This is a genomic window from Polaromonas sp. P4_F6, assembly GCF_056401275.1.
Genome location: NZ_JBFUJQ010000001.1, coordinates 547,481 through 572,447, shown reverse-complemented (window position 1 = coordinate 572,447; position 24,967 = coordinate 547,481). Strand labels below are relative to the sequence as shown.

Sequence of the window (24,967 nt, the reverse complement as noted above, 5' to 3'; positions counted from 1 at the left end):
GTCTCGCCCCGGCGGGCGAAGTACTTTTCTTTGCTTCGCCAAAGAAAAGTGAGTTGCCGCCGGGCAACCCCGGCCGGCAGCTCTCAGCAGAGGAAAGAGGAGGATGAGGAGGATGAGCGCGCAAGACCGGAACAAGACCCGGCCGACTCAACTCACTAAGGCCAGCGCCCCAAAATCCCCAACCCTCTCCCCCAAACCAGCCTCCACCAGCTCAAATGCATCCGTCAACGCGGGCAGCTTGCCGTGGATCTCTGCGCTCAGGCGGGGCAGCAAGTACTCGCGATGGTTCCAGAACACGCCGCCGCCCAGGCTGATACGTTCCAGGTCCAGGGTGGCGACCATGTTGTAGAGGCCGCGTCCCATCACTCGGCACAGTTCGTCGACGATGGCCTGGGCGGCCGCGTCGCCGGACTGTGCGGCGCTAAAAAGCGCGGAGGCGCCGGGGTAGCCCGCGCCGGCGAAGCGCCTTGCAATCGCGTTGCCGGCCACCACGCCTTCGAGGTCGCCCCTGTTGCCGCAGCCGCACAGCGCGTCGCTGTGGTCGCTGACGAAAGTGTGGCCCGCGTGGCCGGCGTTGCCGTGCTTGCCGCGCAGGATGCGGCCGTCCACGCAGAGGCCGAAGCCTATGCCGGTGCTCCAGGTCACGTAGGCGCAGTGGCTATAGCCCTGCAGCGCGCCCCAGCGGCGCTCGGCCTGCAGGGCGCCCACGCCGTCGTTCTCCAGTTGAAGTTTTTCGCCAAAACGGGCACGCAGCGGGGCTTCCAGCGGCACGCTGACCCAGTCGTTGGGCAGGCCGCGCGCCGGGCCGGCCAGGCCGCCGCAAATGTTGGGGTTGGAAATCTCCAGCATGCCGTCCGCCGCCACGAAAGGGCCGCAGGACGAGATGCCGACGGCCGTGATGTCCTGCTCGGTGATGCCGGTGGCCTCGCAGGCCTGGCCCAGCATGCGCAGCACCTGGCGTGCCACGGCATCCGTCGGGCCGGATTTTTCGGTGGGCTCCACGCGGCGGGACTGCAGGACCCGGGAGGCCTGGGCCAGGCTGAGCTCCTGCCCGGCTTCTATCAGGCTGACCGCGATCTTGGTGCCTCCCAGGTCGACGCAGGCTTTCATGATGGGATGTTTTCCTTAAAGAATTTTGGCAAGCAGGCTGGCGATAAAACTCAGCAGGATGGTGGTGGTCAACGGGATGAACCATTCACGCCCGAACAGGCGAAAACGCAAATCGCCGGGCAGCTTGCCGAACCCCAGTTTCTGCAGCAGCGGGCTGAACCAGCTGATCAGCACCAGGGCCAGGAAGATGACGATAAACCAGCGGATCATGGTGGCCAGTTTAGAGCGTATGCATGCGGTCGCCGGTGGCAAAGCCCATAGGCTCCCAGACCGGACGGCCTTTGGCCCCAAAGGCGACCACCTTGAACAACTCGCCCATCTCGTGCTCCGCGACCAGTTTTTGCACCATGGCGCGCTGCTCCAGCGGCGCGCCCTCCATGCCGTCGACCAGGCCGCAGTTCAGCAAAAAGCGCCCCTGGCTGGTGTAGCCCAGCACTTCGAGCCCGGCCTCCTGGCCGGCCAGCGCGATGCCGGTGAAGTTGACGTGGGCGGTGATGTCCTTGCCGCCCACATCGGCCAGCGCATCGGCGTCCGCCAGGTGGCCGCGGTGGCACATCACCGTGCCCATGCTGCGCTGCGGGTGGTAATACTCGTGTTCCGGAAAGCCGTAGTCGAGCAGAAACACCGCGCCGGCCTCCAGCCGGTCGGCCAGGGTGGCGACAAAACCCTCGGCCTGGGGATGGATTTCGGTAAGGTAGTCATGCGCACCTTCCACGTCGAAAGGCGGCCGCAGCGTGGTGGGCTGGTCGGCATAGGCAAAGCCGCCTTCGTGCAGCACCACGCCGCGTTCATGCCACACACCCTGCAGGCGCGCCAGCAGCTTGACCGGCATGGCGTCCAGCACCTCGTTGCCCAGCACCACGCCGCGCATCCTGGGTGGCAGTTCCGTAGCCCATTGCACCTTGTCGCCATAGGCGGCCAGCCGTTCGCGCTGGCGCGCCTGCAGGCTGCCCGAAAGATCGACGATGGTGTAGCGCTCCAGCTTGGGCCCCAGCGCCTCAAGCACTTGCTGCGCCAGCGCGCCCGAGCCCGCGCCGAATTCCCAGACCTCGGCCGTGCCGGTGGCCTCAAGCGCCTGGGCCGCCTGGCGCGCCAGGGCCTGGCCGAAACGCGGCGAGAGCTCGGGCGCGGTGACAAAATCGCTGCCGGCGCCCGGCATCAGGCCGAATTTGCGTGAATCGTTGGCGTAGTAGCCCAGGCCAGGGGTGTAGAGGGCCAGGGCCATGAATTTGTCAAAACCCAGCCAGCCGCCGGCGGCCTCAATGGCCTTGGCAATGTGGGCGGCGAGGCCGGTCGTTAAAATAGGGGTATCGGTCGTCGGGGTCATGGGGTCACCACCCGCCATTGTCGGCGATCCCCACGGCCTCTTCAGCCCGCGCCCCGCCACCGTTTTTGCCCCCTTTTTGAGCCTCAACGCCCGCCCATGAACCCAACTCCGTCCTCTCCACCCGTGGTCCTCGTGACCGGCGCCTCGCGGCGGCTGGGGCGCGCGATCGCGCTGGCGCTGGCGGCCGGTGGCTGGCAGGTGGCGGTGCATTACCGCGCTTCCGAAGCCGAGGCCATGGCAACTGTTGCCGACTGCGCCAGGCTGTCGGGCGTCTCGGCGGCTTTCCAGGCCGAGCTGGGCGACGAAGCCGCGGTGCGCGGCCTGCTGCCGGCCGTGGTGGCGCGCATGGGCCGGATCGATGCGGTGGTCAACAACGCTTCCACCTTTGAAGAGGACAGCGCCGCCAGCTTCGGTTTTGCGGCCCTGGACAAGCACCTGCACAGCAACACCGGCGCCGCCGTGCTGCTGGCGCAGGCGCTGCACGCCCACATCGTGGCGCGTGGCGAAGGTGCGGAAGGTGAGCAGGGCGCCCAAGGCGCCGTGGTCAACCTGCTGGACCAGAAGCTGTGGAACCAGAACCCCGATTTTTTCAGCTACACCCTCTCCAAAGCCGCGCTCGAAGCGGCCGGCACCATGCTGGCGCTGGCGCTCGCGCCGCGGGTGCGCGTGGTCGGCGTGGCGCCAGGCCTCACGCTGACCAGCCATTTGCTGAGCGACGAGCAGTTCCAGGCCAGGCACAAGCTGTCGCCGCTGGGCCGTTCCTCCACGCCCGCCGACGTCGCGGCCACGGTCAAATTTGCCCTGGAGAACCGCTCCATCACCGGCACCACGCTGCTGGTGGACGGCGGCCAGCACCTGATGAAGTTCGAGCGCGATTTTTCGCTGATGTAAGCCGCAGCCGCCGCTTGCCCCCACCCACACACCACAGACTGGCACCATGTACAACACCCGCGGAACCCAGACCCTGAACCTCAGCGGCTTGCGTTTTGACGCCAACCTGGGCATTCTGGACCATGAAAAAACCGCGCCGCAGCCGATACAGGTCGATGCCGAGCTGAACCTGGGCACGCAGCCGCTGCTGCCGCACGACGACGACATCCACCATGTGCTGGACTACCGCAAGGTGCGCCAGATCATCATCAGCGAGTGCACGGCCGAGCACATGAACCTGCTGGAAAGCCTGATCGGCAAGCTGGCGCACCGGTTGATGCAGCTGCCCGGCGTGCTGGGCGTGCGCGTGAAGATCGCCAAACTTGAAATTTTTGACGACTGCGAAGTGGCCATTCGCATCGAGACGGGACAGTGGTGAACGATATGGGAGCGAACGACATGAGCGCAGTCTGGGAAGAAGCCGTGGCGGAATACGAGCAGCAGGAAAGCTCGGCGCGCGTGCAAAACAGCATGAAGATAGAGCGCGAGGACCACAAGCTCGAAAAGCGCCTGTGCCGCGAAGTCGGCCGCGCGATTGTCGACTTCAACATGATTGAAGAGGGCGACAAGGTCATGGTCTGCGTCTCGGGCGGCAAGGACAGCTATGCCATGCTCGACATCCTGCTCAAGCTGCAAAAGCGCGCGCCCATCAACTTCGAGCTGGTGGCCGTGAACCTCGACCAGAAGCAGCCCGGTTTTCCCGAGCATGTGCTGCCCGAGTATTTGAGCAAGCTGGGTGTGCCCTTCCACATCGAAAACCAGGACACCTACAGCATCGTCAAGCGCGTGATTCCCGAAGGCAAGACGCTGTGTTCGCTGTGCTCGCGCCTGCGCCGCGGCATCCTGTACCGCGTGGCCGGGGAGCTCGGCTGCACCAAGGTCGCGCTGGGCCACCACCGCGACGACATGCTGCAGACTTTTTTCCTGAACATGTTCTTCGCAGCCAAACTCAAGGGCATGCCGCCCAAGCTGGTCAGCGACGACGGCAAGAACGTGGTGATACGCCCCATGGCCTACGTCACCGAAAAAGACCTCACGCGCTGGGCCCAGGTGCGCGAATTTCCCATCATCCCGTGCACGCTGTGCGGCAGCCAGGAAAACCTGCAGCGCAAGCAGGTCGGCAACATGCTGCGCGAATGGGAGAAAAAATTCCCCGGCCGCCTGGAGAACATGTTCGCCTCGCTGCAGAACATCGTGCCCTCGCACCTGATGGACAACAAGCGCCACGACTTCAAGGCCATCAAGGCCACCGGCGTGGCCGATGCCGACGGCGACAAGGCCTTCGACCCCGAGGAGTTCCGCGAGCCGGCGCTGCCGGGGCTGTCCGTCGTGGACATCACTTCGCGCTGAGGAAGCCTTTCTTCAACAGCTGACTCCGGGGAGCTTATGAAACGCGCATTCGCAGTGATTCTTTCCGTCGCCGCCATGGCCTTGCTGATGGCGGGCTGCTCCACCGTGCGCGTGGTCGACAGCGACGTCACCGCCTTCTACAACTGGAACGGCCCGCCCCCCGCGCCGGCCACGCCTTATCGCTTTGAACGGCTGCCCTCGCAGCAGGCCGCGGGCAGCCAGCAGGACCATGTGGAAGGCCTGGCGCGCACCGCCCTGGCCAAAGTGGGGATGGAGCTCAACCCGCCCGCCGCGCGCTACAGCGTGCAAATCACGGCCAACACCCAGATCATCGACCGCGGGCCTTATGGTTACAGCCCCTACGGTGGCTTTGGCTTCGGAAGCGGCGTGTTTGTGGGCGGCGGCAGCCGCGGCGCTTCGGTCGGCCTGTCGTTTCCGATTGGCGGCGGGATTGCCGAGCCGCCTTATTTCAAGCGCGAGCTGAGCATCGTGATGCGCGATTTGCGCACCAACCAGGTCAGCTTTGAAACACGCGCCCTGCACGACGGCGTCTGGGGTGACACGCTGGCGGTGCTGCCCGCCATGCTGGACTCGGCCCTGCGCGGTTTCCCGCAACCGCCCGCCGGCACACGCCGCATTAACGTGGAGATTCCCCGGTGATACGGCCCCCACATTTTTCAGTTTGCGAAACAGTTCTGTACCAGTCTGAGCCGCGGAACCGGCTTTGCCGGGCCGCAGGCGGGCGGCCCCCTCGGGGGGCAGAGAGCCACACGCAGTGGGCGAACGTGGGGGCTTCATGACCATGGAACCAACGCGCATTATTGCCATTCGCCATGGCGAGACCACCTGGAACGTCGATACACGCATCCAGGGCCACCTGGACATCCCGCTCAACGAAACCGGCCGCAGGCAGGCCGAGCGCATGGCGCGGGCGCTGGCCGACGAGCCCATCAGCGCCATCTACGCGAGCGACCTGACCCGCGCATGGGAAACCGCGCAGTACCTGGCCCGCGTCCAGGGCATTGAAGTGACGCGCGAGGAAGGCCTGCGCGAGCGCGGCTTCGGTGACTTCGAGGGCAAGACCTTTGCCGAGATCGAGGCCTTGTTGCCCGAACAGTCCATGCGCTGGCGCAAGCGCGACCCCGAATTCGCGCCCGCCGGCGGCGAATCGCTGATCGCCCTGCGCAGCCGCGTGGTCGCCACAGCCCAGCGCCTGGCGGCCGCGCACCCGGGCGAGCTGATCGCGCTGGTCGGCCACGGCGGCGTGATGGACGTGCTCTACCGCGCCGCGACGCGGCTGGACATCCAGGCGCCGCGCACCTGGGAGCTCGGCAATGCGGCCATCAACCGCCTCCTTTGGACACCCGAAGGCTTTACGCTCGTCGGCTGGGCCGACACCCAGCACCTGGACGATGGCACACTGGACGACAGCGCAATTTCCGGCGGCTCGCCAGACCCGTTGGGCGTGCCATCACAAATACCAGAAGAGATAAGACGCACCTCATGAGCACCATGCCCACCCGCCTGGCTGAACTGATAGGCAAGCCGGTCAACGATATTGACACCCCCGCCCTGGTCATCGACATGGACGCGATGAAACGCAACCTCGCGCGCATGGCCGAGTTCGCGAAAAAGCACAACGTCCGCTGGCGCCCGCATGCCAAGCTGCACAAAAGCGCCTCGCTGGCCAAGATGCAGGTGCGCGCCGGCGCGGTCGGCGTCTGCGTGCAAAAGACCTCCGAGGCCGAAATCATGGCGGCCGGCGGCGTCACCGACATCTACATCAGCAACGAAGTCATTGCCCCGGCCAAACTGGCGCGTGTGGCCGTGCTGGCGCAAAAGCTCGCGGCCCAGGGCGGCCACCTGGCCATCGCGGTCGACAGCACCGAAGGCGTGATCCGCCTGGCGCAGGCCATGACCGAGGCGCGCAGCGCCACCGGCGTGGCCACCGTGATCGACGTGTTTGTCGAAATCGACGTCGGCCAGGGCCGCTGCGGCGTCGAGCCCGGCGCCGCCGCCGTCACACTGGTGCTGGAAATCCGCAAGCACCCGGCCCTGCGCTTTGCCGGCCTGCAGGCCTACCACGGCAAGGCCCAGCACATGCGCAGCGCGCACGAAAGGCGCGACGCCATCGCCAAGGCTGTCGAGGCGGTGGTGCTCACGCGCAAGCTGGTCGAGGCCCAGGGCATCACGGTGGACCTGGTGACCGGCGCCGGCACCGGCAGCCTGATGCTGGAAGCGGCCAGCGGCGTCTACGGCGAGCTGCAGGCCGGCTCCTTCATGTTCATGGACGCTGACTACGCCAAAAACGAGCGCGACCCGGCCCAGCCGCAGTTCGAGCATGCGCTTTTCGTCAAGACCCAGGTCATCAGCACCCACGGCGGCCACGCGGTGTGCGACGCCGGCCACAAGAGCCACGCGATCGACTCCGGCCTGCCGCTGGTGCATGCCTTCGACACCGAAAGCGAGCTTGAGTTTTTCAACGGCGGCGACGAGCACGGCATCCTGCGGCCCGCCGGCGAGAGCAAGCGCCTGCCCGGCCTGGGCCGCATGCTGTGGCTGATCCCAGGGCACTGCGACCCCACCGTGAACCTGCACGACGTGATGATTGGCGTGACGGGCGGCCTGCGCAACGGCACCGTGCAGCGCATCTTCCGGGTCGATGCGCGCGGCGCGCTGACCTGAGCCGCCGGCTGCGCGCTAGAAGTTCACGCCGTAAACGGCATACATGGGCGCAGCCGCGCCGTTGATGCGCCCGCCGCGGTACTCGGCCTCGCGCGCCGACTGCAGCACCGCCTCATTGAGCTCAGCATGCGTGGACGACAGCACGCGCACATCGAGCAGCTTGCCCTCGGCATCCAGCAGCGCAATCACCACGACACGGCCGTGCAGGCCCTGCGCGCGATAGGCCTGCAGCGCGTCCAGCGCGCCGGGCTTGCGCACGCGTGCGATGGAAATCTTCTGCCCCATGCCGTCGCCGTCCTGCATCTTCGGCGCCTGCGGGTGGTCGGCGTAGAGCTTGCTCATCTGCTTGAACAGCTCGGGAAATTCCGGCAGGCTGGAGCTGGCCGCCAGCGGCACGGCTGGATTGGGTGTGCGCGGCGGGGTCGGGTTGCTGATCGCCGCGCAGCCTGCCAGCAGCCCGACCAGGGTCACGCTCCGGACAGCAGGCGCCATGTGGCGGTTCACAAAATGCACTGGTAGTTTCATGATCAATCGGTGCGGGCCTTAAGGTCGTGCGGGCCGAGAACGAATGCGCAGGACACTAAGACCGTGCCGTACGCCATGCTGGTAACCGCGCCCCACCATGACAGGAAGTTCCATGCGTTATAGCGGCCAGGGTTGGCGTTCAGCTCATTCGGGAAATTCACAGAGGCTCCGGCAAGTCCGCGGGCGGCGCCGTAGTCAAAAGCTGCCTCACCCAGAAAATAAAGGCCTGCTACACAAACGGTCACCCCCAGGAAGAAAGGAAAACCTCGGGGCCACCAAGTGCTTTTGAGGAAAACGACGAAGAGCCCGAAAGCCGCTGCGCCTGCGACATAGAGCTTGCTCGTCACGTGGGGTGACGCCAGCGGCAGCAAGTCGCGCCAGAGCCAGGGCAAGGGCGCAAAAAACCATTCTGCTGTGGGCGCCAGTCCATCCCAGCGCCCCCACGGCTTGGCATCAAACACCGTCACCACCACCGCGACACTCCACGCGGTAGCCCAGGCGACATAACACATCATGCGGAAACGACGGCAGAAATCCGCTGAAGCCTGCGACCAATGCCACTGCACAAGTTGGTTCGCCCAAGCCATCGCAAGCACCAAGGTACCGGCTGCCGCGAGCCAGGCAGGCATCCCGTGCAGCATGAAGAAGCCAGTCATCACAAACACGGGTAAATGACCGAACACCAGCCCGCTCACGGCGTAGGAAACAATGACAGTCGCCGTCAGGCCTAGAACCACCGAGTTATAGAAACGCCATACCGCGCCGATTTCTGACCAGTAGGGATCGGCTCCAGGCGATATCGCCACCCACCGTCCCATGCTCAGGCGCTGAACATGTCGTTGCCGCTGGCCGGTGGCGCCACGCCCAGGTGGCGGTAGGCGGCCAGCGTGGCGATGCGCCCGCGCGGCGTGCGCTGCAGATAGCCCTGCTGGATCAGATAGGGCTCGATCACGTCTTCAATCGTGTCACGCTCCTCGCCTATGCTGGCGGCGATGTTGTCCAGGCCCACCGGCCCGCCGTCAAAGCGGTGGATCACGGCTTCGAGCAGCTTGCGGTCCATCACGTCAAAGCCCTGCGGGTCCACGTCCAGCATGGCCAGCGCTTTGTTGGCGATGTCCAGCGAGATGTGGCCGCTGCCCTTGACGTCGGCATAGTCGCGCACGCGGCGCAGCAGGCGGTTGGCGATGCGCGGCGTGCCGCGCGAACGGCGGGCGATCTCAAAACCGCCCTCCTCGTCCATGGGCGCATTGAGCAGCTTGGCGCTGCGCCGCACGATGCGGGCCAGCTCATCGGGTGTGTAAAACTCCAGCCGGGCAACGATGCCGAAGCGGTCGCGCAGCGGGTTGGTCAGCATGCCGGCGCGCGTGGTGGCGCCCACCAGGGTGAAGGGCTGCAGGTCCAGCTTGATGCTGCGCGCCGCCGGGCCCTCGCCGATCATGATGTCGATCTGGTAGTCCTCGAGCGCGGGGTAGAGGATTTCCTCCACCACCGGGCTCAGGCGGTGGATTTCGTCGATGAACAGGACATCGTTTTTTTCGAGGTTGGTCAGCAGCGCCGCAAGGTCCTTGGGTTTTTCAAGCACCGGGCCCGAGGTCTGCCGCAGGTTCACGCCGAGCTCGTGCGCGATGATGTGCGACAGCGTGGTCTTGCCCAGGCCGGGCGGGCCGAACAGCAGCACATGGTCCAACGCCTCCTGGCGCTTCTTGGCCGCGCCTATGAAGATTTCAAGCTGGTCGCGCACCTTGGTCTGCCCGACGTATTCGTCAAACAGCTTGGGGCGCAGCGCGCGCTCAATGGCTTCCTCGCCGGGCGAGGCCGGCGCGGCCGACATCACGCGCTTGGTGGGCGGGAAGTCGCCGGAGGAGAAATCGTCAGTTTGAATGCTCATGGTTTTAAATTGGGCAAGAGCCGCTCTTGTCAATTTTTCGACTTAACGCATTGCATAACGCTTTAACTCTTTGCTGATACTTCTCTCGAATGCAGGAGACGTCGGACCGGCATTGGTTTCTGCTCAACAGCCATTTAGCATGGGTCGACCTGGCCTCGCCTGGAATGTCTTCTCCCGCCCCATATTTCTCGTACCAAAGTTCAGCCACCTTGAAATCAAGCTCCGACAAGTTCCAATCCAGGCATATGGATTTTTCAACGAGCGTAGATGCTTTTCGACAATCGAAGGATGGCGAGAACGGTTTTCCTTTGCGCGACTCTATCGAAACTGAATTGATATCCTCGGGGTGGCTGCAAACAGTACTGCAATCAGGACCAATTTCCAGCGTATAGGCTTCATTTTTGGCGTCAAGTGGGGGCATTGTCTTTACCAATATTTGACATGCCTTGCCCGGCGGCGCTTTTGCGCTTTCCCCTTCCACCGGGGATACAACGATTGCTGAACCTTTTCGAACACCCATGCCGGTAAAGCCACATTCCAGAAGTCGCGCCCAAGACCGCGAATAGTCCGTGTATTCCAGAGATACGCCATAGGTTTGATCGCCAAACCTTCGAATCAACAACTGGTTGATTGCAGGCTGTCTGCAAGGTTGTTCATGCTCTGCCTCAGGCGGTGAGGTGTATCCACCAAGAAGCACCTGACAGGGTGCAATTTCACGAAGAAGGATGCCATCGGGCGATTGAGCAAAAACCCCGGTCGCCGATAAAAACAAATTCGCTGCCAGCAACGTCGAACCAAGAGTCGACAAGAACCGCATCATTTCGCCAATGCCTTCAGCGCCAGCTTGATGCCGTCGCTCACGCCTATGTCCTTGGGCAGGGCCTTGAGCGCCAGCGCCGCGTCACGGTCGCTGTAGCCCAGCGCCACCAGGGCCTGCAGGATGTCGGACTGGGCGTCGTTGGCCACGCTGACCTGCACGCCGATGTCGGCGCCCAGCTTGCCTTTCAATTCGAGCAGCAGGCGTTCGGCGGTTTTTTTGCCGATGCCGGGCACCTTGATGATGCGGCCGGCCTCCTGCTGGGTCACCGCCTGCGAGAGTTCCTCGACGCTCATGCCGCTGAGCACGCTGAGTGCGGTGCGCGGGCCCACGCCGGAAATCTTGATGAGCTGGCGAAAGGCCGCGCGCTCAGTGGCACTGCCGAAACCGTAGAGGATTTGCGCGTCTTCGCGCACCACGAAATGCGTCAGCAGGCTGACTTTTTCGCCCAGGCCGGGCAGGTTGTAGAAGGTGCTCATGGGCACCAGCACCTCATAGCCGACGCCGTTGCAGTCCACCAGGATTTCCGGGGGATTTTTTTCGGCCAGCTGGCCTGAGAGTCTTCCAATCATGGGCAAATCTTATCAGTCGTGCCCGGCGCCGTACCAGGCGGCGCTTCACCAGCGAGCAGGCGAAGGCAGAGGGCCCAGGATCGGGCCGGAATTTCAGGATTCCCGTGAGAACGCGGCCCTCTATAGAATCCGACGAAAGAGGGGGAGTCAAAAGAAATGTCGATCTATCGATTGAAGCCGCGTTTCCAGGCCCTGCTCAGGCCGCTGGTGGGCTGGCTGCACGCCTTGGGCGTGACAGCGAACCAGGTCACGCTGGCCGCTTGCGTGATCTCAACGGCCCTGGGCCTGTGGCTGTTCTTCGCGCAGCCTTCAGCAGCCGCTTTCGCCCTGATTGCCGTGTGGATGCTTGTGCGCATGGGCTTCAACGCCATTGACGGCATGCTGGCGCGCGAGCACGGCCAGCAAAGCCCCCTGGGCGCTTTTCTCAACGAATTGACGGACGTGGTGTCGGATGCCGCGCTGTACCTGCCTTTTGCCCTGGTGGCGCCCTTCAGTCCTTTCTGGCTTGGCGCGGTGATCATGCTGGCCGGCCTCAGCGAATTTGCGGGTGCGCTCGGGCCCACCATAGGCGCATCGCGCCGCTATGACGGTCCCCTTGGCAAAAGCGACCGGGCTTTTGTCTTCGGTGCGCTGGCGCTGTATGTCGCGGCGGGCTGGCCCTTGCCCGCATGGGCCGCCTGGCTGATGCCGCTGCTTGCCGCGCTCATCGCATGGACCATCGTCAACCGGACGCGCCTGGCCGTGGCCGAGGCCAAGGCGCCTGCAATTCACACCCACAACACTTCCAAGGACTGAATGAGCACTTCCCGCACCCCCGACGAACGCCACTTCAGCACGCACGACGGGCAATCCCTGTTTTACCGGCACTGGCCCGCCACGCAGGGCCCGAGGCGTGGCGCCGTTGTGCTGTTCCACCGCGGCCACGAGCACGGCGCGCGCATGGCGCACCTGGTGGATGAACTCCAGCTTCCCGATTTCGACTTTTTCGCCTGGGACGCGCGCGGCCACGGCCGCTCACCGGGCCAGCGCGGCTACAGCCCCAGCTTCGCGACCTCGGTGCGCGACGTGCAGACCTTTATCGACCACATCGGCGAGGCGCACGGCGTGCCGGAGCGCGATATCCACGTCATCGCCCAAAGCGTGGGGGCGGTGCTGATCGCGACCTGGGCGCACGATTACGCGCCCAAGGTTCGCGGCCTCACGCTGGCTTCGCCGGCTTTCAAGGTCAAGCTCTACGTGCCTTTCGCGCGCGCCGGGCTGGCATTGATGCACAAGCTGCGCGGCCTGTTTTTTGTCAACAGCTACGTCAAGGCGAAGTTCCTCACGCACGATCCCGCGCGCATCGCGAGCTACGAAAGCGACCCCCTGATTTCGCGCCCCATCGCGGTCAACATCCTGCTGGACCTGTACGCCACCTCGGACCGCATCGTGGCGGACGCCAACGCCATCACGCAGCCGGTGCAGCTGCTGATCTCCGGCGCCGACTGGGTCGTGCACCACAAGCCGCAGCACCGCTTCTTCGAGCGCCTGGGCAGCGCCGTGAAGACCAGGACCGAGCTGCCCGGGTTTTTTCACGACACGCTCGGCGAAAAGGACCGCGCACCGGTGGTGCTGGGCATACGCAACTTCATCCTGGAGCGCTTTGACGCCCCCACACCGGCTGTCGACCTGCGCGAAGCCCACCTGCGCGGTGAAACGGCCGACGAATCGCACGCGCTGGCAGAGCCGCTCTCACCCTTGTCGCCGCGCGGCGCTTACTGGGCACTGACCCGCGCCGGCCTGCGTCTGGGCGGCCTGCTTTCGCGCGGCGTCAAGCTGGGCCATGACACGGGTTTTGATTCCGGCAGCACGCTGGACTATGTCTACCGCAACCAGCCCGAAGGCGCGGGCCCGCTGGGCCGCAACATCGACAAGACCTACCTCAATTCGATAGGCTGGCGCGGCATCCGCCAGCGCAAGATTCATGTCGAGGAGTTGCTGCGCGAGGCCATGGAGCGCCTGGCCGCGCAGCACCGCGAGGTGCGGCTGATGGACATCGCCGCCGGCCACGGCCGTTATGTGATGGACGCCGTGCTGTCCAGCCCTGTAAAGCCGGCTTCCATCCTGCTGCGCGATTACAGCGACATCAACGTGCGCGACGGCCGCGCCTTGATCGCGGAAAAAGGACTTGCCGGCGTCGCGCAGTTCGTGCAGGCCGACGCCTTCGACCGCGACAGCCTGGCGGGCGTCGTGCCGCGGCCGACGCTGGCGGTGGTTTCCGGGCTTTACGAGCTCTTTCCCGACAACGCCATGGTGCGCCGCTCGCTCGCCGGTGTCGGCGATGCGGTGCAAGAGGGGGGCTACCTGGTCTACACGGGCCAGCCCTGGCATCCGCAGCTGGAAATGATCGCGCGCGCGCTCACCAGCCACCGCCAGGGCGAAGCCTGGGTCATGCGCCGCCGCACCCAGGCCGAGATGGACCAGCTGGTGGAGGAGGCGGGTTTTCGCAAGATCGCCCAGCGCATCGACGAATGGGGCATCTTCACGGTTTCCCTCGCGGTACGTCGCGGCGCATGACAAGCTGGTTCGCGCGACGGCCCTGGAAGCGCGCGGCCGCGTGGCTGGCGCTGCTGGGGCCGCTGTTTTACGCCGCCTACGGTTTTGCCAACTGGTGGGCCGCCTCCCGCGCGGTGGTGCCGACGCTGGCCTTCGACTGGGAGCGCTCGCTGCCGTTCTGGCCGTGGACCATTTTTCCCTACTGGACGATCAACGTCTTTTACGCGCTGTCGCCCTTCCTGGCGCGCGACCGCCACACCCTGGACCGGCACGGCGCGCGGCTGCTGACCGCGACTTGCCTGGCGGTGGCCTGTTTTGTGTTGTGGCCGCTGCGTTTCAGTTTCGGCCAGCCGGAGGTCAGCGGCGCGCCGGCCTTTCTGTTCAATGCGCTGCGCAGTTTCGACCAGCCTTTTAACCAGGCCCCTTCGCTGCATATTGCGCTGGCCGTCATCCTGTGGGACTGGTACCGCCGCCTGATAAGCGCTGCCTGGGCGCGCGCCGTGCTGCACCTGTGGGCCTTTGCGATCTGCGCGTCGGTGCTCACGACCTGGCAGCACCATTTCATCGATATTCCGACCGGCGCGCTGCTCGGGCTGGTCTGCGTGTGGCTGTGGCCGCTTGAACGGGTGGCGTCGCTGCCGCAGGGCTGGCGCCTGGCGCGCGAGGGGCGGCGCTGGAAGCTGGCGGGGCTTTACGCCGCGGGGGCGCTGGCGTTCCTGGCCGCGGCGCTTGCCCTTGGCGGCATGGGCCTTTGGCTCACCTGGCCGGCCGCGTCGCTGGCGCTGGTGGCATTGAACTATGCGGGCCTGGGCGCACGCGGCTTCCAGATGGACAGGCGCGGGCGCATGCGCTGGGCCGCGCGCTGGCTGCTGGCGCCCTACCGGCTGGGCGCCGCGGTCAATGCGCGGCTGTGGACGCGCCGGCTGCCGGCATCGGTCGAGGTCGCGCCGGGCTTGCGCTTGGGGCGCATTCCGACCCTCGCCGAATGGGAGGCCGCGGGGCGGCCCCGGCTGGTCAGCCTCAGTGCCGAATTGCAGCTGCCGACCGTGGAGGGCGCGCACTGCGTGCCCTTGCTGGACCTGGCTGTGCCGGCGCCGCCGGCCCTGCGACGCGTGGCCGGCGTGATAGACGGCCAGCGCCGCACCGGCAAGGCGGTGTGGGTGTGCTGCGCGCTCGGGTTCTCGCGCAGCGCCGCCGCCATCATCACCTGGCTGCGCCTGCACGGCGCGGCCGCAAGCCTGGTCCAGGCCGAAGGGCTGGTACGCCAGGCGCGGCCGCAAATTGTGCTGGGCGCGGCGTGGCAGCAGGCGCTGGACCAGGCCACCCGCCGGACGGCACTATGAGCGACACGGACCGCGCCCTGTGCACCGCCACGGCCAGGCTGCTGCAGGCCGCCCGCGTGCCGGCCGCATGGGGGCTGGCCCTGAGCGTGGTGGCCATCGCCGTTCTGGCGCTCACCGGGCGTTCGTTGCCCCTGCTGTCCGCGCTGGGTTTTGGCGCGGTGGCGTTGGTCGGTGTACTGGAACGCTACCTCGCCTTCCGGCTGTATTTCGACGCCGGCCTGTTCAAAGACCTGGCCGGCGGCGCCATCGCGTCACTGAGCGATCTGGACAGCGCGCTGCAGCGGCTGGGCTTGCGCCCGGCAGACGGCCAGCCGCGCGCGCTGGAAGACCGGGTGGCGGGGGCCAGGCAACTGTTGCAGCGCCACGGCATCGCCGTGGCCTGCCAGAGCAGCCTGTTCCTGCTGGCGCTGCTCACCCAGGACCTGCGCTGAACGCGCATCCCCTTTGAAAGGACTTGTTTTCATGAGTAGATCCCCTCAAAGCGGCCTGGGCCTGGCGGCGTCCGCATCCGCGTGGCTGATCGTGCTGGCCGCCCGGCTGCTGACCGGCGTGCGCGCCATCTGGAGCGGCACGACGCCCAAGGCGGAGCAGACGCTTTATTTCGCCAATCACACCAGCCATGGCGACTTCGTGCTGCTGTGGGCCACGCTGCCGGCGGACCTGCGCGCCATCACGCGGCCGGTGGCGGGCCAGGATTACTGGGAAGCGTCGGCACTGCGGCGCTTTATCGGCAATGACGTGTTCAACGCGCTGATGATCCGGCGCGATGGCGCCGCCGGCCAGCCCGGCTCCGACCCGGTCGGGCAGATGACCGAAGCGCTGCTCGCCGGGGACTCGCTGATCATGTTTCCCGAAGGCACGCGCAACACCGGCGACGAAGTGCTGCTGCCGCTCAAAAGCGGGCTCTACCACCTGACGCGCGCCTGCCCGCAGGTGCGGCTGGTGCCGGTCTGGATAGAAAACTTGAAGCGCGTTCTGCCCAAGGGCACGCTGGTGCCCATTCCGCTGGCCTGCACCGTGCGCTACGGCGCGCCCATAGCGCTCGCCGAGGGCGAGGATAAAAATACCTTTATCGCGCGTGCGCGCAAGGCCATGCTGGACTTGCGGCCGGAATACGACCGGGCGGAGGACACAACGCCATGAACCTTTCCGCTTCCACCCAAACCACACTGATGCTTTTCGGCGGTGTCTTCGGCGTGCTGCTGCTGGCCTCCAGCATAGGCGCGCTGCTCAAGTGGCGCGTCGCGCGCGGCGAGCCGCATTCGGTGATCGACAACCTCAATTCCCGCGTCAATGCCTGGTGGGTGATGATAGGTGTCATCGGCCTGTCCTTTGCCTGCGGCAAGAACGGCGTGATCGTGCTGTTCTACCTGATCTCTTTCTACGCGCTGCGCGAATTCATGAGCCTGGCCTACACGCGGCGCGGCGACCACCTGGCGATCGCGGTCGCGTTCTTCATCGCGCTGCCGGTGCAGTATTTCCTGATCTGGATCGACTGGTACGGGCTGTACTCCATCTTCATCCCGGTCTATGCCTTCCTGGTGCTGCCCATACTCGCGGCGGTGGGTGGCGACACCAAGCGCTTTCTGGAACGCACCTCGAAAGTGCAGTGGGGCCTGATGATCTGCGTGTTCTGCATCAGCCATGTACCGGCGCTGCTCACGCTGCAAATCCCGGGGTTTGAAGGGCGCAACCTGCTCCTGATCGCCTTTCTGGTGATCGTGGTGCAGGGCAGCGACGTGCTGCAGTACGTCTGGGGCAAGCTTTTCGGCAAGCGCAAGGTGGCGCCCGAGCTGTCACCGTCGAAAACCTGGGAGGGCCTGGTCGGCGGTGTTGCCAGCGCCACCGCCCTGGGGGCTGCGCTTTACTGGACGACGCCTTTTAACCCCGGGCAGGCGGCGCTGATGGCGCTCACCATCTGCATGATGGGATTTTTCGGCGGCCTGGTGATGTCGGCCATCAAACGCGACCGCGGCGTGAAAGACTGGGGCACCATGATCGAAGGCCATGGCGGCATGCTGGACAGGCTGGATTCGGTGGTGTTCGCGGCGCCCATCTACTTCCACGCGCTGCGCTATTGGTGGGTGCCGTAAGGGCCGCCCCGCGCCGCCCGCCCGGGCGCAAACCCGGCGCGCCCCGCGGCCTTGATATTGGAGAGACAATCACCCATCTGCCTGTATCCAGCCGGCCAGGCCAGGTGCAACCCCCCGGAAAGCCCGACCTTGATCCTTCGCCACACCTTCACGCCGCCCAACAACACCCGCATGGGCCATTTGTGCGGGCCCATGGACAGCCATATCCGCACCATAGAGGCGGCGCTGGACGTCACGATCGCGCACCGCTTTGAGCAGTTCAAGATCGACGGCACCAAGGTCAAGGCGACTTTGGCGCTGGAAGTGCTGCAGGCCCTGTACGAGATCGCCCAGCGGCCCATAGAACCCGAAACCGTGCAGCTGATGCTGGCCGGCGACACGGCCCTGAGCACCGCGCCCGACGGCGGCATCGCGCTGTCGACCCGGCGCGCCGACCTGCGCGCTCGCACCAACAACCAGGGCACCTACCTGGAAAACATCGCCACGCACGACATCACCTTCGGCATAGGGCCGGCCGGCACCGGAAAAACCTACCTGGCCGTGGCCTGCGCGGTCGATGCGCTGGAGCGCAGCACCGTGCAGCGCATCGTGCTGACGCGCCCCGCGGTTGAGGCCGGCGAGCGCCTGGGCTTTTTGCCGGGCGACCTGAGCCAGAAGGTGGACCCTTACCTGCGCCCGCTGTACGACGCGCTGCACGAGCTGATGGGTTTTGAGCGCGTGCAAAAGGCTTTTGAGCGCCAGCAGATCGAGATCGCACCGCTGGCCTTCATGCGCGGCCGCACGCTGAACCATGCCTTTGTCATCCTCGATGAGGCGCAAAACACCACGCCCGAGCAGATGAAGATGTTTCTCACGCGCATAGGCTTCGGCAGCAAGGCGGTGGTGACGGGCGACGTGAGCCAGGTGGACTTGCCGCGCACGCAGCTCAGCGGCCTGGTGGACGCCGAGCGCGTGCTCAAGCGCGTCAAGGGCATTGCCATCACCCGCCTGACCAGCGCCGACGTGGTACGCCACCCGCTGGTGGCGCGCATCGTTGACGCGTACGACAAATCCCCCAGCCTGGTTGCACCGGTTGAGGAAGCCGCCGAACCCGTCGCCGCACCGGCCCGCCGCGCCAGCGCAAGGAGCCGCAATGGCTCTTAAGCAGCTCAGCCTGTCGCTGCAGTTTGGCGAACTGAAGAACGCTGCACGCCACCGCGCGGCCCTGCCGCGCCACAGCGTGGCCCGCTGGATACGCCACGCGCTCGCGCAGGACGGCGAGATCACCGTGCGCATCGTCGATGCCGAGGAAGGCCGGGCGCTGAACCGCGACTACCGCCGGCGCGACTACGCCACCAATGTGCTGACTTTCGATTACACGCAGGAGCCGGTGGTGACGGCCGACCTGGTGCTGTRCGCGCCCGTGGTGGCCCAGGAAGCAAAAGACAACAAGAAGACGCTGCAGGCCCACTACGCCCATATGCTGGTGCACGGAACCTTGCATGCCCAGGGCTGGGACCATGAAACCGGCGAGCAAGACGCCCAGGCCATGGAGGCGGAGGAAATCCGCATCCTGGCGGGGCTGGGTTTTAAAAACCCGTATCGCTGAGCTTTCGCTCAGGACTTCCACTTGTCCAGGTAAGCCGCGTAGCCGGCGCTCCAGCTCGGGCCGCCGAAGCCGCCGCCGCTTTCATGCACCACGGAAATCGGCCAGGTGCCCATGCTGAGCCCCAGCCGCTCCGCCTCGCGGCAAAAATCGAGATCGTAAAAATGGAAATCAAAGCGCTCGTCAAAGCGCAGGTTTTTCTCGATCATCAGCTGGCTGTCGCAGGCCAGCAGCAGGCCGTCCAGCAGCTTGACCGGCAGGCCAGACGGGCCAAAGACGCTCAGGTTGGGCGGCGGGAAGCTGTTGCCGTGGGCCACCACGCCGCTCAGGTTTTCCTTGGCGTCCCAGGTGAAATTTTCATCCACAAAAGCCCATCCCGGCTGGCGCGGTACGCGGCGCAGGTTGCCGGCAAGGCCGATGATGTCGTATTTCGCGAGCCCTTCGCGAATGCGGTCGCCCCAGAAAAAGTCGCAAAGGTGCAGGTCGTCATGGCAGAAGACCAGCAGCGCGGGTTTTTCCCGCGCTTCCTCAATGGCCTGGTTATAGACCGAGGGCAAGCCGGCCGTGTTGTTCTCAAATATCCGCACCTGCACCCCGCCCAGAGGGTAGTAGAGGGCCAGGGAGCGGCCCAGCGCGGTGCCGGTGAAAAAATTATCAAAACTGGTGCGTGTGGCGACGACAAAACGGATCATGGTCAACCTGAAAAATTTACGGTGCGGCGCCGGCCGCGGGGACTCGCTGGCCGGTCAACTCTCCTGCCGGTTTATACCTCAGCCCCGCTTTTCAGGCTGCCGGGTCAATCCGCAGCGGGATGGTCACCGGCCCGTCATTGACCAGGTGCACCTTCATGTCGGCGGCAAACCGCCCGGTTTGCACTTCCGGATGCAGTGCCCGTGCCTGGGCGACAAAGTAGTCGTAGAGCCGGCGGCCTTCGTCGGGCGCCGCCGCGCCGGTGAAGCTGGGCCGGTTGCCGCCCGAGGCGTCGGCGGCCAGCGTGAACTGGCTGACAACGAGCAGGCCGCCCCGGACGTCCTGCACCGACTGGTTCATCTTGCCCGCCTCGTCGGAAAAGATGCGCAGCTTGAGTATCTTGGCCAGCAGCTTGTCGGCCTGTGCTTCGCTATCGCCGCGCTCGGCGCACACCAGCACCAGCAGCCCGGGCCCGATCTGCCCGGCGGTCTCGCCCTCGATCACCACGCGGGCCTCAGCCACACGCTGCAGCAGCGCCTTCATCAGTCGCCCACGCCGGCGGCGACAAACAACGGTTTGCCCACCGGCCCTGCGAGAAAACTCACGAACTGCTGGGCCAGTTCCTGTTGCTTGCCGGAGGCCAGCGGCGCGGCGGTGTAAGCGGTGTAGTTCTGCACCTCGGCCGGCACCGGGCCGACGAACTTCAGGCCCTTGCCCCGGTAGAGCAGGATTTCGGTGATCGCGCCGAAGCCGATTTCCTGGCCCTTGCCCTTGATGACGTGTTCCATCACGGCGGCGCCGTCGGGGTAGCGCGTGGTTTTGCCCTCGACCTGCGCATAGACGTCCATCTTCTTGAGCAGGCCTTCGAGGTACAAGCCGGTGGAGGCGCGGTTGAACACCAGCGAGTCGGCGGCCAGCACCGAGCGCTTGAGCGCCTCGGCGCTGCTGATGTCAGGCGCGGCCGCGCCTTCACGCACGGCCACGCCCATGCCGACACGGCCGACGTTGGCGCGTGTTTCGGCCAGCTTGCTGGCCGAGGCGAATTCGCCGATCACGGCGGGCGGCGCGATCACGACGTCGAAGGCCGGGTTGGATTCCATGCGTTTTTTGAGTTCGGGCGCGGTATTGAACGTGATTTTCACGCCGTGGCCCGTCTGCTTTTCAAACGCGGCGGCCGCGGCCTTCAGGCCCGGCTCTATGGCGCCGGCGCTGAGGACCGCGATGTCCGCCGCATGCGCCGTAAAGGCCAACAGCGCGCAGGCAAGGGCCTGGACGGGAAGCAAGATGCGTTTCATGGAAGCTCCTGGGCGAGAAAAAGGGCGAGAAGGGGCTGGGAAATTATCGGGGGAGTATCGAAAAAAGAGGCCGGCCTTCAGATGAGATCGGCCTCGTCGTCAAAATGCGCTTCCACATCGCTGGGCAGTAGCTGGATGGTGGCGCGCAGGCCGGGCACGGCGCTCATCAGGGCCTGCTCGACGCTGGCGCGCACCGCCGCGGCCCTCCCCAGCGACCAGCTGGCCGGCATGTGCATGTGCAGGTCGACAAAGCGCCGCTGGCCGGCGCGGCGCGTGCTGAGGTGGTCAAAGCGGATGGTGGGGTGGGCGAAGCCTTGCAGCACTTTCTGGATCTCGGCCATCACCTCGGGCTCCACGGCTTCGTCCATCAGGCCTTGCGAAGAGCGCCACACCAGCCGGCAGCCTTCCCAGAGGATATTGATGGCCACGCCTATGGCCACCACGGCGTCCAGCCAGAGCCAGCCTGTCGCGATCACGGCGCCTATGCCGACCACCACGCCCGCCGAGGTCCAGACGTCGGTCACCAGGTGCCTGGCATCCGCCTCCAGCGCGATCGAGCGGTGCGTCCTGGCCACGCGGAACATCACCCAGGCCAGCAGGCCGTTGAGGGCCGAGCTGCCTACCGCCAGCGCCAGGCCCCAGCCCATTTTTTCGAGCGGCTGCGGGTTCTGGATGCGATGGGCCGCGGCCCAGATGATGGCGGCCGCCGCGCCTATGATCAGCGCGCCCTCAAAACCGGAGGAGAAATACTCGGCCTTGTGGTGGCCGTAGGGGTGGTCGTCGTCGGCGGGCCGCTGCGCGATGGTGACCATGGCCAGGCCGAACAGCGCGCTGGCCAGGTTGACGAAAGACTCCATCGCATCCGACAGCAGCCCCACCGAGCCGGTGATGTACCAGGCCGTGGTCTTCAGCGCGATGGTAAGGACCGCGACAGCCACAGAGGCCAGCAGCATGCGCTGCGGCGTCAGGGCCTGGAAGGTGGTCGAGTTCATGGCGCTATTGTGTACGACGGTGATGGCGCCAAGGGTTGTTCCCAAGGCCGGTGCCCGGCACGGCCGCTAGCATGGGTGCGCGCCGCAATCGCTGCGCCTGATCAAACACAACGAACCACTCCTGAGGAAACAGCCATGAAAATCCAGAAACGCAGCTTCGCCCTGGTGCTGGGCACCGTGCTGGCCGTGTCGGCCGGCGCCCTGTTCGCGCAGGCCTCGGGCCTGACGCGCACGCTTGTCGGCAAGGCCGACGTGTCCGTGCCCGGGCGCGAGGCCGTGGTGGCCCGCGTCGACGTGGCGCCCGGCGCCAAGGCCGGCCGCCACACCCATCCCGGCGATGAAATCAGCTATGTGCTCGAAGGCGAGGCCACCCTGCTGATCGACGGCCAGCCGCCGCGCCAGGTCAAGGCGGGCGAGTCCTTCGTCATTCCGGCCGGCGTGGTGCACGACGCCCACAACACCACCAATGCGCCCATCAAGCTGGTCGGCGTTTACGTTGTCGAAAAAGGCAAGCCGCTGGCCTCGCCCGCACCTTGAAGCCGCGCGGCAGGCGCCGCCGCCTGGGCGCTGCAAGCTCCGGTCGCCGATGCGACAATGGCCGCCGGAGTAAAAACAACAATGTCCTATCCGCATCTGATCGCAGCCACCGCGCTGGCGCTGGCTGCGGCCGGCGCGCACGCGCAGGCCCCGTCGCCAAACACCTCATCCCCCGTCCCCGAAGCCCCAGGCCTTGCGGCCGCGCCGGCCGCCCCTGTTGAAGCGGCGGTTCGGCAAGCCGGCTTCCTCAAGACCCTCAAAGGCGGCGTGCAGCTGCTGCAAGCGCCAGGCGAGGCGGCGCGAGCGGCGCAGGCCGGCGACGCGCTGCTGCCCGGTGGGCGCATCACGACCGGCCCCGACTCCGCCGCCAGCCTGGTGCTGCGCGACGGCAGCACGCTGGTGCTCGGGCCGTCTTCGCAGATGGAACTCAAGGCCTTCAGCTTTGACGCCACCACCCATGACGGCAATTTGCTGGCCTCGCTGCTCAAGGGCTCGCTGCGCATGATCACCGGCCTGCTCGGCAAGTCGCACCCTGAAGCGGTGCGCATCGAAACGCAATTTGCTTTTGTCGGCGTGCGCGGGACGGACTTCATCGTGCAGGCGGATGAGCAGCCATGAGCGGCCGTCCTTCCCTTCTTTTCCCCGTCGCGCTGGCCTTGCTGCTGGCGGCCTGTTCGGCCCCCAGTACCCGCGTGGTGCTGTTGCCGCAGGAAGGCGGTGCGCCGTCCGCCGTGGTGGTGCGCGCCAAGGCCGGTGCCGGCGCCGAGACCACCGTGTCCCAGCCCTACCAGCGCGCCACCGCGGCCTCGGGTGCCGGCGGCGCGCCGCGGCTGGACCAGGCCGACCCGGCCAAGGTGCAGGCCGAACACCGCTCGCTGTTCGAGATGGCGCCGCCCAAGCCGCAGCGCTACACGCTGTATTTCGATGCCGGCGGCACGGTGCTCACGGCCGAATCGCAAGAAGTGCTGGAACAGGTGCTGGCCGCGGCGCTGGCCCGCAGCGGCGGCGACATGGTGATCACCGGCCATACCGACACCGTGGGCTCGGGCGCCAGCAACGACGCCCTCTCGGCGCAGCGCGCGCAGCAGGTGCGCCAGATGCTGGCCGAACGCCAGTTCCCGCCAGCCCGCATCGAGGCGGCCGGGCGGGGCGAGCGCGAGCTTGCCGTGCCGACGGCCGATGAGGTCGACGAGCCGCGCAACCGGCGCGTCACCATCGAGGTTCGTTAAAGCGGGGGAGGCTGCCGGCGGGCGTTCAGCCCAGCGTCACGCGGGCGAACTTGCGCTTGCCGACCTGCAGCACATAGGTGCCGGCCGCCAGCTTGAGCGCCTTGTCGCTGACCACGCTGGAGTCCACGCGTACGCCGCCGCCGTCGATCAGGCGCGTGGCTTCGCTGCCCGAAGGCGCCAGGCCGGCAGCCTTGAGCAGCGCGCCTATGCCCATGGGCGCGCCGGTCAGCGACACCTCGGGAATCTCGTCGGGCACGCCGCCCTTGCTGCGGTTGATGAAGTCCTGCTCCGCGGCATCGGCCGCGGCGGCCGAGTGAAAGCGCGCGGTGATTTCCTTGGCCAGCGCCACCTTGGCATCCTTGGGATTGCGCCCGCCGTCGACCTCGGCTTTGAGGGCCGCGATATCGGCTTCGCTCTTGAAGGACAGCAGCGTGTACCACTTCCACATCAGCACGTCGGAGATCGACAGCACCTTGGCGAACATGGTGTTGGCGTCCTCGCTGATGCCGATGTAGTTGTTCTTGCTCTTGGACATTTTTTCAATGCCGTCCAGGCCCTCGAGCAGCGGCATGGTCAGGATGCACTGCGGCTCCTGTCCATATTCCTGCTGCAGGTGGCGGCCCATCAGGAGGTTGAACTTCTGGTCGGTGCCGCCGAGCTCAAGGTCGCTCTTGAGCGCCACCGAGTCGTAGCCCTGCATCAGCGGGTACAAAAACTCGTGCACGCTGATGGGCGTGCCGGCCTTGAAGCGGTCGTGGAAGTCGTTGCGCTCCATCATGCGGGCCACGGTGTAGCGCGAGGCCAGCTGGATCATGCCGGTGGCGCCCAGTGGCTCGCTCCATTCGCTGTTGTAGCGCAGCTCGGTCTTGGTGGGGTCCAGGATCTTGTCGGCCTGCGCGCGGTAGGTCTCGGCATTGACCTTGATCTGCTCGGGCGTGAGCGGTGGGCGCGTGCTGTTGCGGCCCGAAGGGTCGCCGATCAGGCTGGTGAAGTCGCCTATAAGAAAAATGACTGTATGGCCCAAATCCTGGAGCTGACGCATTTTGTTCAGCACCACGGTGTGGCCGACATGAATGTCAGGCGCGGTCGGATCCAGGCCCAGCTTGATGCGCAGCGGAACCCCGGTGGCCTCGGATTTGGCCAGTTTTTGTATCCAATCGTTTTCCGGAATCAGTTCTTCGCAGCCTCTCAGGGTGGTCGCGAGGCCCATCTTTACACGGTCGGTGATGGGGTATTTTGTAACAAGCGCTTGATTCATAAGGGTTTTTCACATGTCGGGGGGTTGTCCGACAGATATACTGGCGGCTCTCCTGCATCCAGCGCGCCATTTTAGTTGGCCTGCAAATTGCTAATCAGGAACCACATCGTCTGGATGGCTCAGGCCCCACCCCTTTATCCAGGGCTGGCCATCAAAGCTCTCCATGTTTTATACAGCAGTCCGGCGCTTCGCAGCGTCCGATGCAT

At 65.8% G+C, this 24,967-nt stretch carries 30 protein-coding genes; 17 read left to right on the top strand and 13 right to left on the bottom strand.

The genetic code is table 11. From position 1 onward, the window contains the following. Positions 1–147 precede the first annotated feature (147 nt). From AC1DUN_RS02715 to AC1DUN_RS02705, 3 genes are read right to left on the bottom strand one after another with little or no spacing between them, the layout of a single operon-like run. Positions 148–1,110, bottom strand: a complete 963-nt coding sequence (locus AC1DUN_RS02715; RefSeq protein ID WP_477712604.1) for an ROK family protein — start codon at positions 1,108–1,110, stop codon at positions 148–150. A 15-nt stretch (positions 1,111–1,125) separates the two neighbouring features. Then, a complete protein-coding gene (locus AC1DUN_RS02710) occupies positions 1,126–1,320 on the bottom strand; it encodes a DUF2905 domain-containing protein (RefSeq protein ID WP_477712603.1) in 195 nt (64 codons plus the stop codon). 10 nt (positions 1,321–1,330) lie between these two features. Beyond that, positions 1,331–2,437 (bottom strand): class I SAM-dependent methyltransferase, encoded by a 1,107-nt coding sequence (locus AC1DUN_RS02705; protein ID WP_477712602.1) that lies wholly within the window; start codon positions 2,435–2,437, stop codon positions 1,331–1,333. 96 nt (positions 2,438–2,533) lie between these two features. On the opposite strand from AC1DUN_RS02705, the gene AC1DUN_RS02700 reads away from it, so the two are divergent. The 6 genes from AC1DUN_RS02700 (at position 2,534) to AC1DUN_RS02675 (ending at position 7,402) form a co-directional block, all read left to right on the top strand. Continuing rightward, positions 2,534–3,328, top strand: coding sequence for an SDR family oxidoreductase (locus AC1DUN_RS02700; protein WP_477712601.1), 795 nt, complete (start codon positions 2,534–2,536; stop codon positions 3,326–3,328). A 46-nt stretch (positions 3,329–3,374) separates the two neighbouring features. Further along, positions 3,375–3,746 carry a dihydroneopterin aldolase gene (locus AC1DUN_RS02695; RefSeq protein WP_007867594.1) on the top strand — a complete coding sequence of 124 codons (372 nt, stop codon included), beginning with the start codon at positions 3,375–3,377 and terminating at the stop codon, positions 3,744–3,746. Between the two features lie 20 nt (positions 3,747–3,766). Continuing rightward, entirely contained in the window at positions 3,767–4,717 is a 951-nt protein-coding gene (ttcA, locus tag AC1DUN_RS02690) for a tRNA 2-thiocytidine(32) synthetase TtcA (protein ID WP_477712600.1), read from the top strand. A 36-nt stretch (positions 4,718–4,753) separates the two neighbouring features. Then, a complete protein-coding gene (locus AC1DUN_RS02685; RefSeq protein ID WP_477712599.1) occupies positions 4,754–5,377 on the top strand; it encodes a DUF4136 domain-containing protein in 624 nt (207 codons plus the stop codon). A 142-nt stretch (positions 5,378–5,519) separates the two neighbouring features. Then, positions 5,520–6,224, top strand: a complete 705-nt coding sequence (locus AC1DUN_RS02680) for a histidine phosphatase family protein (protein WP_477713120.1) — start codon at positions 5,520–5,522, stop codon at positions 6,222–6,224. Next, complete coding sequence (locus AC1DUN_RS02675; RefSeq protein ID WP_477712598.1) at positions 6,221–7,402, top strand: DSD1 family PLP-dependent enzyme; 1,182 nt, start codon at positions 6,221–6,223, stop codon at positions 7,400–7,402. Before AC1DUN_RS02680 ends, AC1DUN_RS02675 begins: the two co-directional genes overlap by 4 nt. 15 nt (positions 7,403–7,417) lie before the next feature. On the opposite strand, the gene AC1DUN_RS02670 is transcribed toward AC1DUN_RS02675, so the two are convergent. The 5 genes from AC1DUN_RS02670 to ruvA are packed head-to-tail and all read right to left on the bottom strand — an operon-like array spanning position 7,418 to position 11,204. Continuing rightward, positions 7,418–7,927 (bottom strand): energy transducer TonB family protein, encoded by a 510-nt coding sequence (locus AC1DUN_RS02670; protein ID WP_477712597.1) that lies wholly within the window; start codon positions 7,925–7,927, stop codon positions 7,418–7,420. Positions 7,928–7,929: 2 nt separating this feature from the next. After that, positions 7,930–8,745, bottom strand: a complete 816-nt coding sequence (locus AC1DUN_RS02665; RefSeq protein ID WP_477712596.1) for a hypothetical protein — start codon at positions 8,743–8,745, stop codon at positions 7,930–7,932. A 2-nt stretch (positions 8,746–8,747) separates the two neighbouring features. Further along, positions 8,748–9,815, bottom strand: a complete 1,068-nt coding sequence (gene ruvB, locus AC1DUN_RS02660) for a Holliday junction branch migration DNA helicase RuvB (protein WP_477712595.1) — start codon at positions 9,813–9,815, stop codon at positions 8,748–8,750. A gap of 4 nt (positions 9,816–9,819) precedes the next feature. Beyond that, positions 9,820–10,635, bottom strand: coding sequence for a lysozyme inhibitor LprI family protein (locus AC1DUN_RS02655; protein WP_477712594.1), 816 nt, complete (start codon positions 10,633–10,635; stop codon positions 9,820–9,822). Beyond that, complete coding sequence (gene ruvA, locus AC1DUN_RS02650) at positions 10,632–11,204, bottom strand: Holliday junction branch migration protein RuvA (protein ID WP_007867616.1); 573 nt, start codon at positions 11,202–11,204, stop codon at positions 10,632–10,634. The genes AC1DUN_RS02655 and ruvA overlap by 4 nt, the downstream gene beginning before the upstream one ends. 156 nt (positions 11,205–11,360) lie before the next feature. Here ruvA and AC1DUN_RS02645 point away from each other — a divergent pair, with 156 nt between their 5' ends. The 8 genes from AC1DUN_RS02645 to ybeY all read left to right on the top strand — a co-directional run bounded on the left by AC1DUN_RS02645 (position 11,361) and on the right by ybeY (position 18,763). Next, entirely contained in the window at positions 11,361–11,999 is a 639-nt protein-coding gene (locus AC1DUN_RS02645) for a CDP-alcohol phosphatidyltransferase family protein (RefSeq protein ID WP_477712593.1), read from the top strand. Then, the gene (locus tag AC1DUN_RS02640; protein WP_477712592.1) at positions 12,000–13,760 is read left to right on the top strand and encodes a bifunctional alpha/beta hydrolase/class I SAM-dependent methyltransferase; all 1,761 of its coding nucleotides are present in this window, start codon (positions 12,000–12,002) and stop codon (positions 13,758–13,760) included. It begins immediately after the preceding gene. Further along, entirely contained in the window at positions 13,757–15,082 is a 1,326-nt protein-coding gene (locus AC1DUN_RS02635) for a phosphatase PAP2/dual specificity phosphatase family protein (protein WP_477712591.1), read from the top strand. Before AC1DUN_RS02640 ends, AC1DUN_RS02635 begins: the two co-directional genes overlap by 4 nt. Then, positions 15,079–15,513, top strand: a complete 435-nt coding sequence (locus AC1DUN_RS02630) for a hypothetical protein (protein WP_477712590.1) — start codon at positions 15,079–15,081, stop codon at positions 15,511–15,513. The genes AC1DUN_RS02635 and AC1DUN_RS02630 overlap by 4 nt, the downstream gene beginning before the upstream one ends. Before the next feature lie 31 nt (positions 15,514–15,544). Next, positions 15,545–16,225, top strand: a complete 681-nt coding sequence (locus AC1DUN_RS02625) for a lysophospholipid acyltransferase family protein (protein ID WP_477712589.1) — start codon at positions 15,545–15,547, stop codon at positions 16,223–16,225. After that, a complete protein-coding gene (locus AC1DUN_RS02620) occupies positions 16,222–17,175 on the top strand; it encodes a phosphatidate cytidylyltransferase (RefSeq protein WP_477712588.1) in 954 nt (317 codons plus the stop codon). The genes AC1DUN_RS02625 and AC1DUN_RS02620 overlap by 4 nt, the downstream gene beginning before the upstream one ends. Before the next feature lie 129 nt (positions 17,176–17,304). Next, the gene (locus AC1DUN_RS02615) at positions 17,305–18,318 is read left to right on the top strand and encodes a PhoH family protein (protein ID WP_477712587.1); all 1,014 of its coding nucleotides are present in this window, start codon (positions 17,305–17,307) and stop codon (positions 18,316–18,318) included. Further along, positions 18,308–18,763: an rRNA maturation RNase YbeY gene (gene ybeY / locus AC1DUN_RS02610; protein WP_477712586.1), complete on the top strand. Its 456-nt coding sequence runs from the start codon at positions 18,308–18,310 to the stop codon at positions 18,761–18,763. Before AC1DUN_RS02615 ends, ybeY begins: the two co-directional genes overlap by 11 nt. Positions 18,764–18,771: 8 nt before the next feature. Here the strand turns inward: ybeY and AC1DUN_RS02605 are convergent, their stop codons facing one another. From AC1DUN_RS02605 to AC1DUN_RS02590, 4 genes are all read right to left on the bottom strand, one after another. Next, complete coding sequence (locus AC1DUN_RS02605) at positions 18,772–19,452, bottom strand: hypothetical protein (protein ID WP_477712585.1); 681 nt, start codon at positions 19,450–19,452, stop codon at positions 18,772–18,774. Positions 19,453–19,543: 91 nt separating this feature from the next. After that, entirely contained in the window at positions 19,544–19,993 is a 450-nt protein-coding gene (dtd, locus tag AC1DUN_RS02600; RefSeq protein ID WP_477712584.1) for a D-aminoacyl-tRNA deacylase, read from the bottom strand. Next, entirely contained in the window at positions 19,993–20,745 is a 753-nt protein-coding gene (locus AC1DUN_RS02595) for a molybdate ABC transporter substrate-binding protein (RefSeq protein ID WP_477712583.1), read from the bottom strand. The genes dtd and AC1DUN_RS02595 overlap by 1 nt, the downstream gene beginning before the upstream one ends. Before the next feature lie 77 nt (positions 20,746–20,822). Further along, positions 20,823–21,737, bottom strand: a complete 915-nt coding sequence (locus AC1DUN_RS02590; RefSeq protein ID WP_477712582.1) for a cation diffusion facilitator family transporter — start codon at positions 21,735–21,737, stop codon at positions 20,823–20,825. A gap of 135 nt (positions 21,738–21,872) precedes the next feature. On the opposite strand from AC1DUN_RS02590, the gene AC1DUN_RS02585 reads away from it, so the two are divergent. The 3 genes from AC1DUN_RS02585 to AC1DUN_RS02575 all read left to right on the top strand — a co-directional run bounded on the left by AC1DUN_RS02585 (position 21,873) and on the right by AC1DUN_RS02575 (position 23,503). Further along, entirely contained in the window at positions 21,873–22,274 is a 402-nt protein-coding gene (locus AC1DUN_RS02585; protein ID WP_477712581.1) for a cupin domain-containing protein, read from the top strand. A gap of 81 nt (positions 22,275–22,355) precedes the next feature. Beyond that, complete coding sequence (locus tag AC1DUN_RS02580) at positions 22,356–22,892, top strand: FecR family protein (protein ID WP_477712580.1); 537 nt, start codon at positions 22,356–22,358, stop codon at positions 22,890–22,892. After that, positions 22,889–23,503 (top strand): OmpA family protein, encoded by a 615-nt coding sequence (locus AC1DUN_RS02575; protein ID WP_477712579.1) that lies wholly within the window; start codon positions 22,889–22,891, stop codon positions 23,501–23,503. Before AC1DUN_RS02580 ends, AC1DUN_RS02575 begins: the two co-directional genes overlap by 4 nt. 25 nt (positions 23,504–23,528) lie before the next feature. Here AC1DUN_RS02575 and tyrS read toward each other — a convergent pair whose 3' ends face one another. Then, positions 23,529–24,761, bottom strand: coding sequence for a tyrosine--tRNA ligase (gene tyrS / locus AC1DUN_RS02570; protein WP_477712578.1), 1,233 nt, complete (start codon positions 24,759–24,761; stop codon positions 23,529–23,531). Positions 24,762–24,967: the final 206 nt, after the last annotated feature.

Excerpts from the sequence above, each read along its gene's own strand:
- AC1DUN_RS02715 (WP_477712604.1), bottom strand. The coding sequence starts at position 1,110 with ATGAAAGCCTGCGTCGACCTGGGAGGCACCAAGATCGCGGTCAGCCTG.
- AC1DUN_RS02710 (WP_477712603.1), bottom strand. The coding sequence starts at position 1,320 with ATGATCCGCTGGTTTATCGTCATCTTCCTGGCCCTGGTGCTGATCAGC.
- AC1DUN_RS02705 (WP_477712602.1), bottom strand. The coding sequence starts at position 2,437 with ATGACCCCGACGACCGATACCCCTATTTTAACGACCGGCCTCGCCGCC.
- AC1DUN_RS02700 (WP_477712601.1), top strand. The coding sequence starts at position 2,534 with ATGAACCCAACTCCGTCCTCTCCACCCGTGGTCCTCGTGACCGGCGCC.
- AC1DUN_RS02695 (WP_007867594.1), top strand. The coding sequence starts at position 3,375 with ATGTACAACACCCGCGGAACCCAGACCCTGAACCTCAGCGGCTTGCGT.
- ttcA (WP_477712600.1), top strand. The coding sequence starts at position 3,767 with ATGAGCGCAGTCTGGGAAGAAGCCGTGGCGGAATACGAGCAGCAGGAA.
- AC1DUN_RS02685 (WP_477712599.1), top strand. The coding sequence starts at position 4,754 with ATGAAACGCGCATTCGCAGTGATTCTTTCCGTCGCCGCCATGGCCTTG.
- AC1DUN_RS02680 (WP_477713120.1), top strand. The coding sequence starts at position 5,520 with ATGGAACCAACGCGCATTATTGCCATTCGCCATGGCGAGACCACCTGG.
- AC1DUN_RS02675 (WP_477712598.1), top strand. The coding sequence starts at position 6,221 with ATGAGCACCATGCCCACCCGCCTGGCTGAACTGATAGGCAAGCCGGTC.
- AC1DUN_RS02670 (WP_477712597.1), bottom strand. The coding sequence starts at position 7,927 with ATGAAACTACCAGTGCATTTTGTGAACCGCCACATGGCGCCTGCTGTC.
- AC1DUN_RS02665 (WP_477712596.1), bottom strand. The coding sequence starts at position 8,745 with ATGGGACGGTGGGTGGCGATATCGCCTGGAGCCGATCCCTACTGGTCA.
- ruvB (WP_477712595.1), bottom strand. The coding sequence starts at position 9,815 with ATGAGCATTCAAACTGACGATTTCTCCTCCGGCGACTTCCCGCCCACC.
- AC1DUN_RS02655 (WP_477712594.1), bottom strand. The coding sequence starts at position 10,635 with ATGATGCGGTTCTTGTCGACTCTTGGTTCGACGTTGCTGGCAGCGAAT.
- ruvA (WP_007867616.1), bottom strand. The coding sequence starts at position 11,204 with ATGATTGGAAGACTCTCAGGCCAGCTGGCCGAAAAAAATCCCCCGGAA.
- AC1DUN_RS02645 (WP_477712593.1), top strand. The coding sequence starts at position 11,361 with ATGTCGATCTATCGATTGAAGCCGCGTTTCCAGGCCCTGCTCAGGCCG.
- AC1DUN_RS02640 (WP_477712592.1), top strand. The coding sequence starts at position 12,000 with ATGAGCACTTCCCGCACCCCCGACGAACGCCACTTCAGCACGCACGAC.
- AC1DUN_RS02635 (WP_477712591.1), top strand. The coding sequence starts at position 13,757 with ATGACAAGCTGGTTCGCGCGACGGCCCTGGAAGCGCGCGGCCGCGTGG.
- AC1DUN_RS02630 (WP_477712590.1), top strand. The coding sequence starts at position 15,079 with ATGAGCGACACGGACCGCGCCCTGTGCACCGCCACGGCCAGGCTGCTG.
- AC1DUN_RS02625 (WP_477712589.1), top strand. The coding sequence starts at position 15,545 with ATGAGTAGATCCCCTCAAAGCGGCCTGGGCCTGGCGGCGTCCGCATCC.
- AC1DUN_RS02620 (WP_477712588.1), top strand. The coding sequence starts at position 16,222 with ATGAACCTTTCCGCTTCCACCCAAACCACACTGATGCTTTTCGGCGGT.
- AC1DUN_RS02605 (WP_477712585.1), bottom strand. The coding sequence starts at position 19,452 with ATGATCCGTTTTGTCGTCGCCACACGCACCAGTTTTGATAATTTTTTC.
- dtd (WP_477712584.1), bottom strand. The coding sequence starts at position 19,993 with ATGAAGGCGCTGCTGCAGCGTGTGGCTGAGGCCCGCGTGGTGATCGAG.
- AC1DUN_RS02595 (WP_477712583.1), bottom strand. The coding sequence starts at position 20,745 with ATGAAACGCATCTTGCTTCCCGTCCAGGCCCTTGCCTGCGCGCTGTTG.
- AC1DUN_RS02590 (WP_477712582.1), bottom strand. The coding sequence starts at position 21,737 with ATGAACTCGACCACCTTCCAGGCCCTGACGCCGCAGCGCATGCTGCTG.
- AC1DUN_RS02585 (WP_477712581.1), top strand. The coding sequence starts at position 21,873 with ATGAAAATCCAGAAACGCAGCTTCGCCCTGGTGCTGGGCACCGTGCTG.
- AC1DUN_RS02580 (WP_477712580.1), top strand. The coding sequence starts at position 22,356 with ATGTCCTATCCGCATCTGATCGCAGCCACCGCGCTGGCGCTGGCTGCG.
- AC1DUN_RS02575 (WP_477712579.1), top strand. The coding sequence starts at position 22,889 with ATGAGCGGCCGTCCTTCCCTTCTTTTCCCCGTCGCGCTGGCCTTGCTG.
- tyrS (WP_477712578.1), bottom strand. The coding sequence starts at position 24,761 with ATGAATCAAGCGCTTGTTACAAAATACCCCATCACCGACCGTGTAAAG.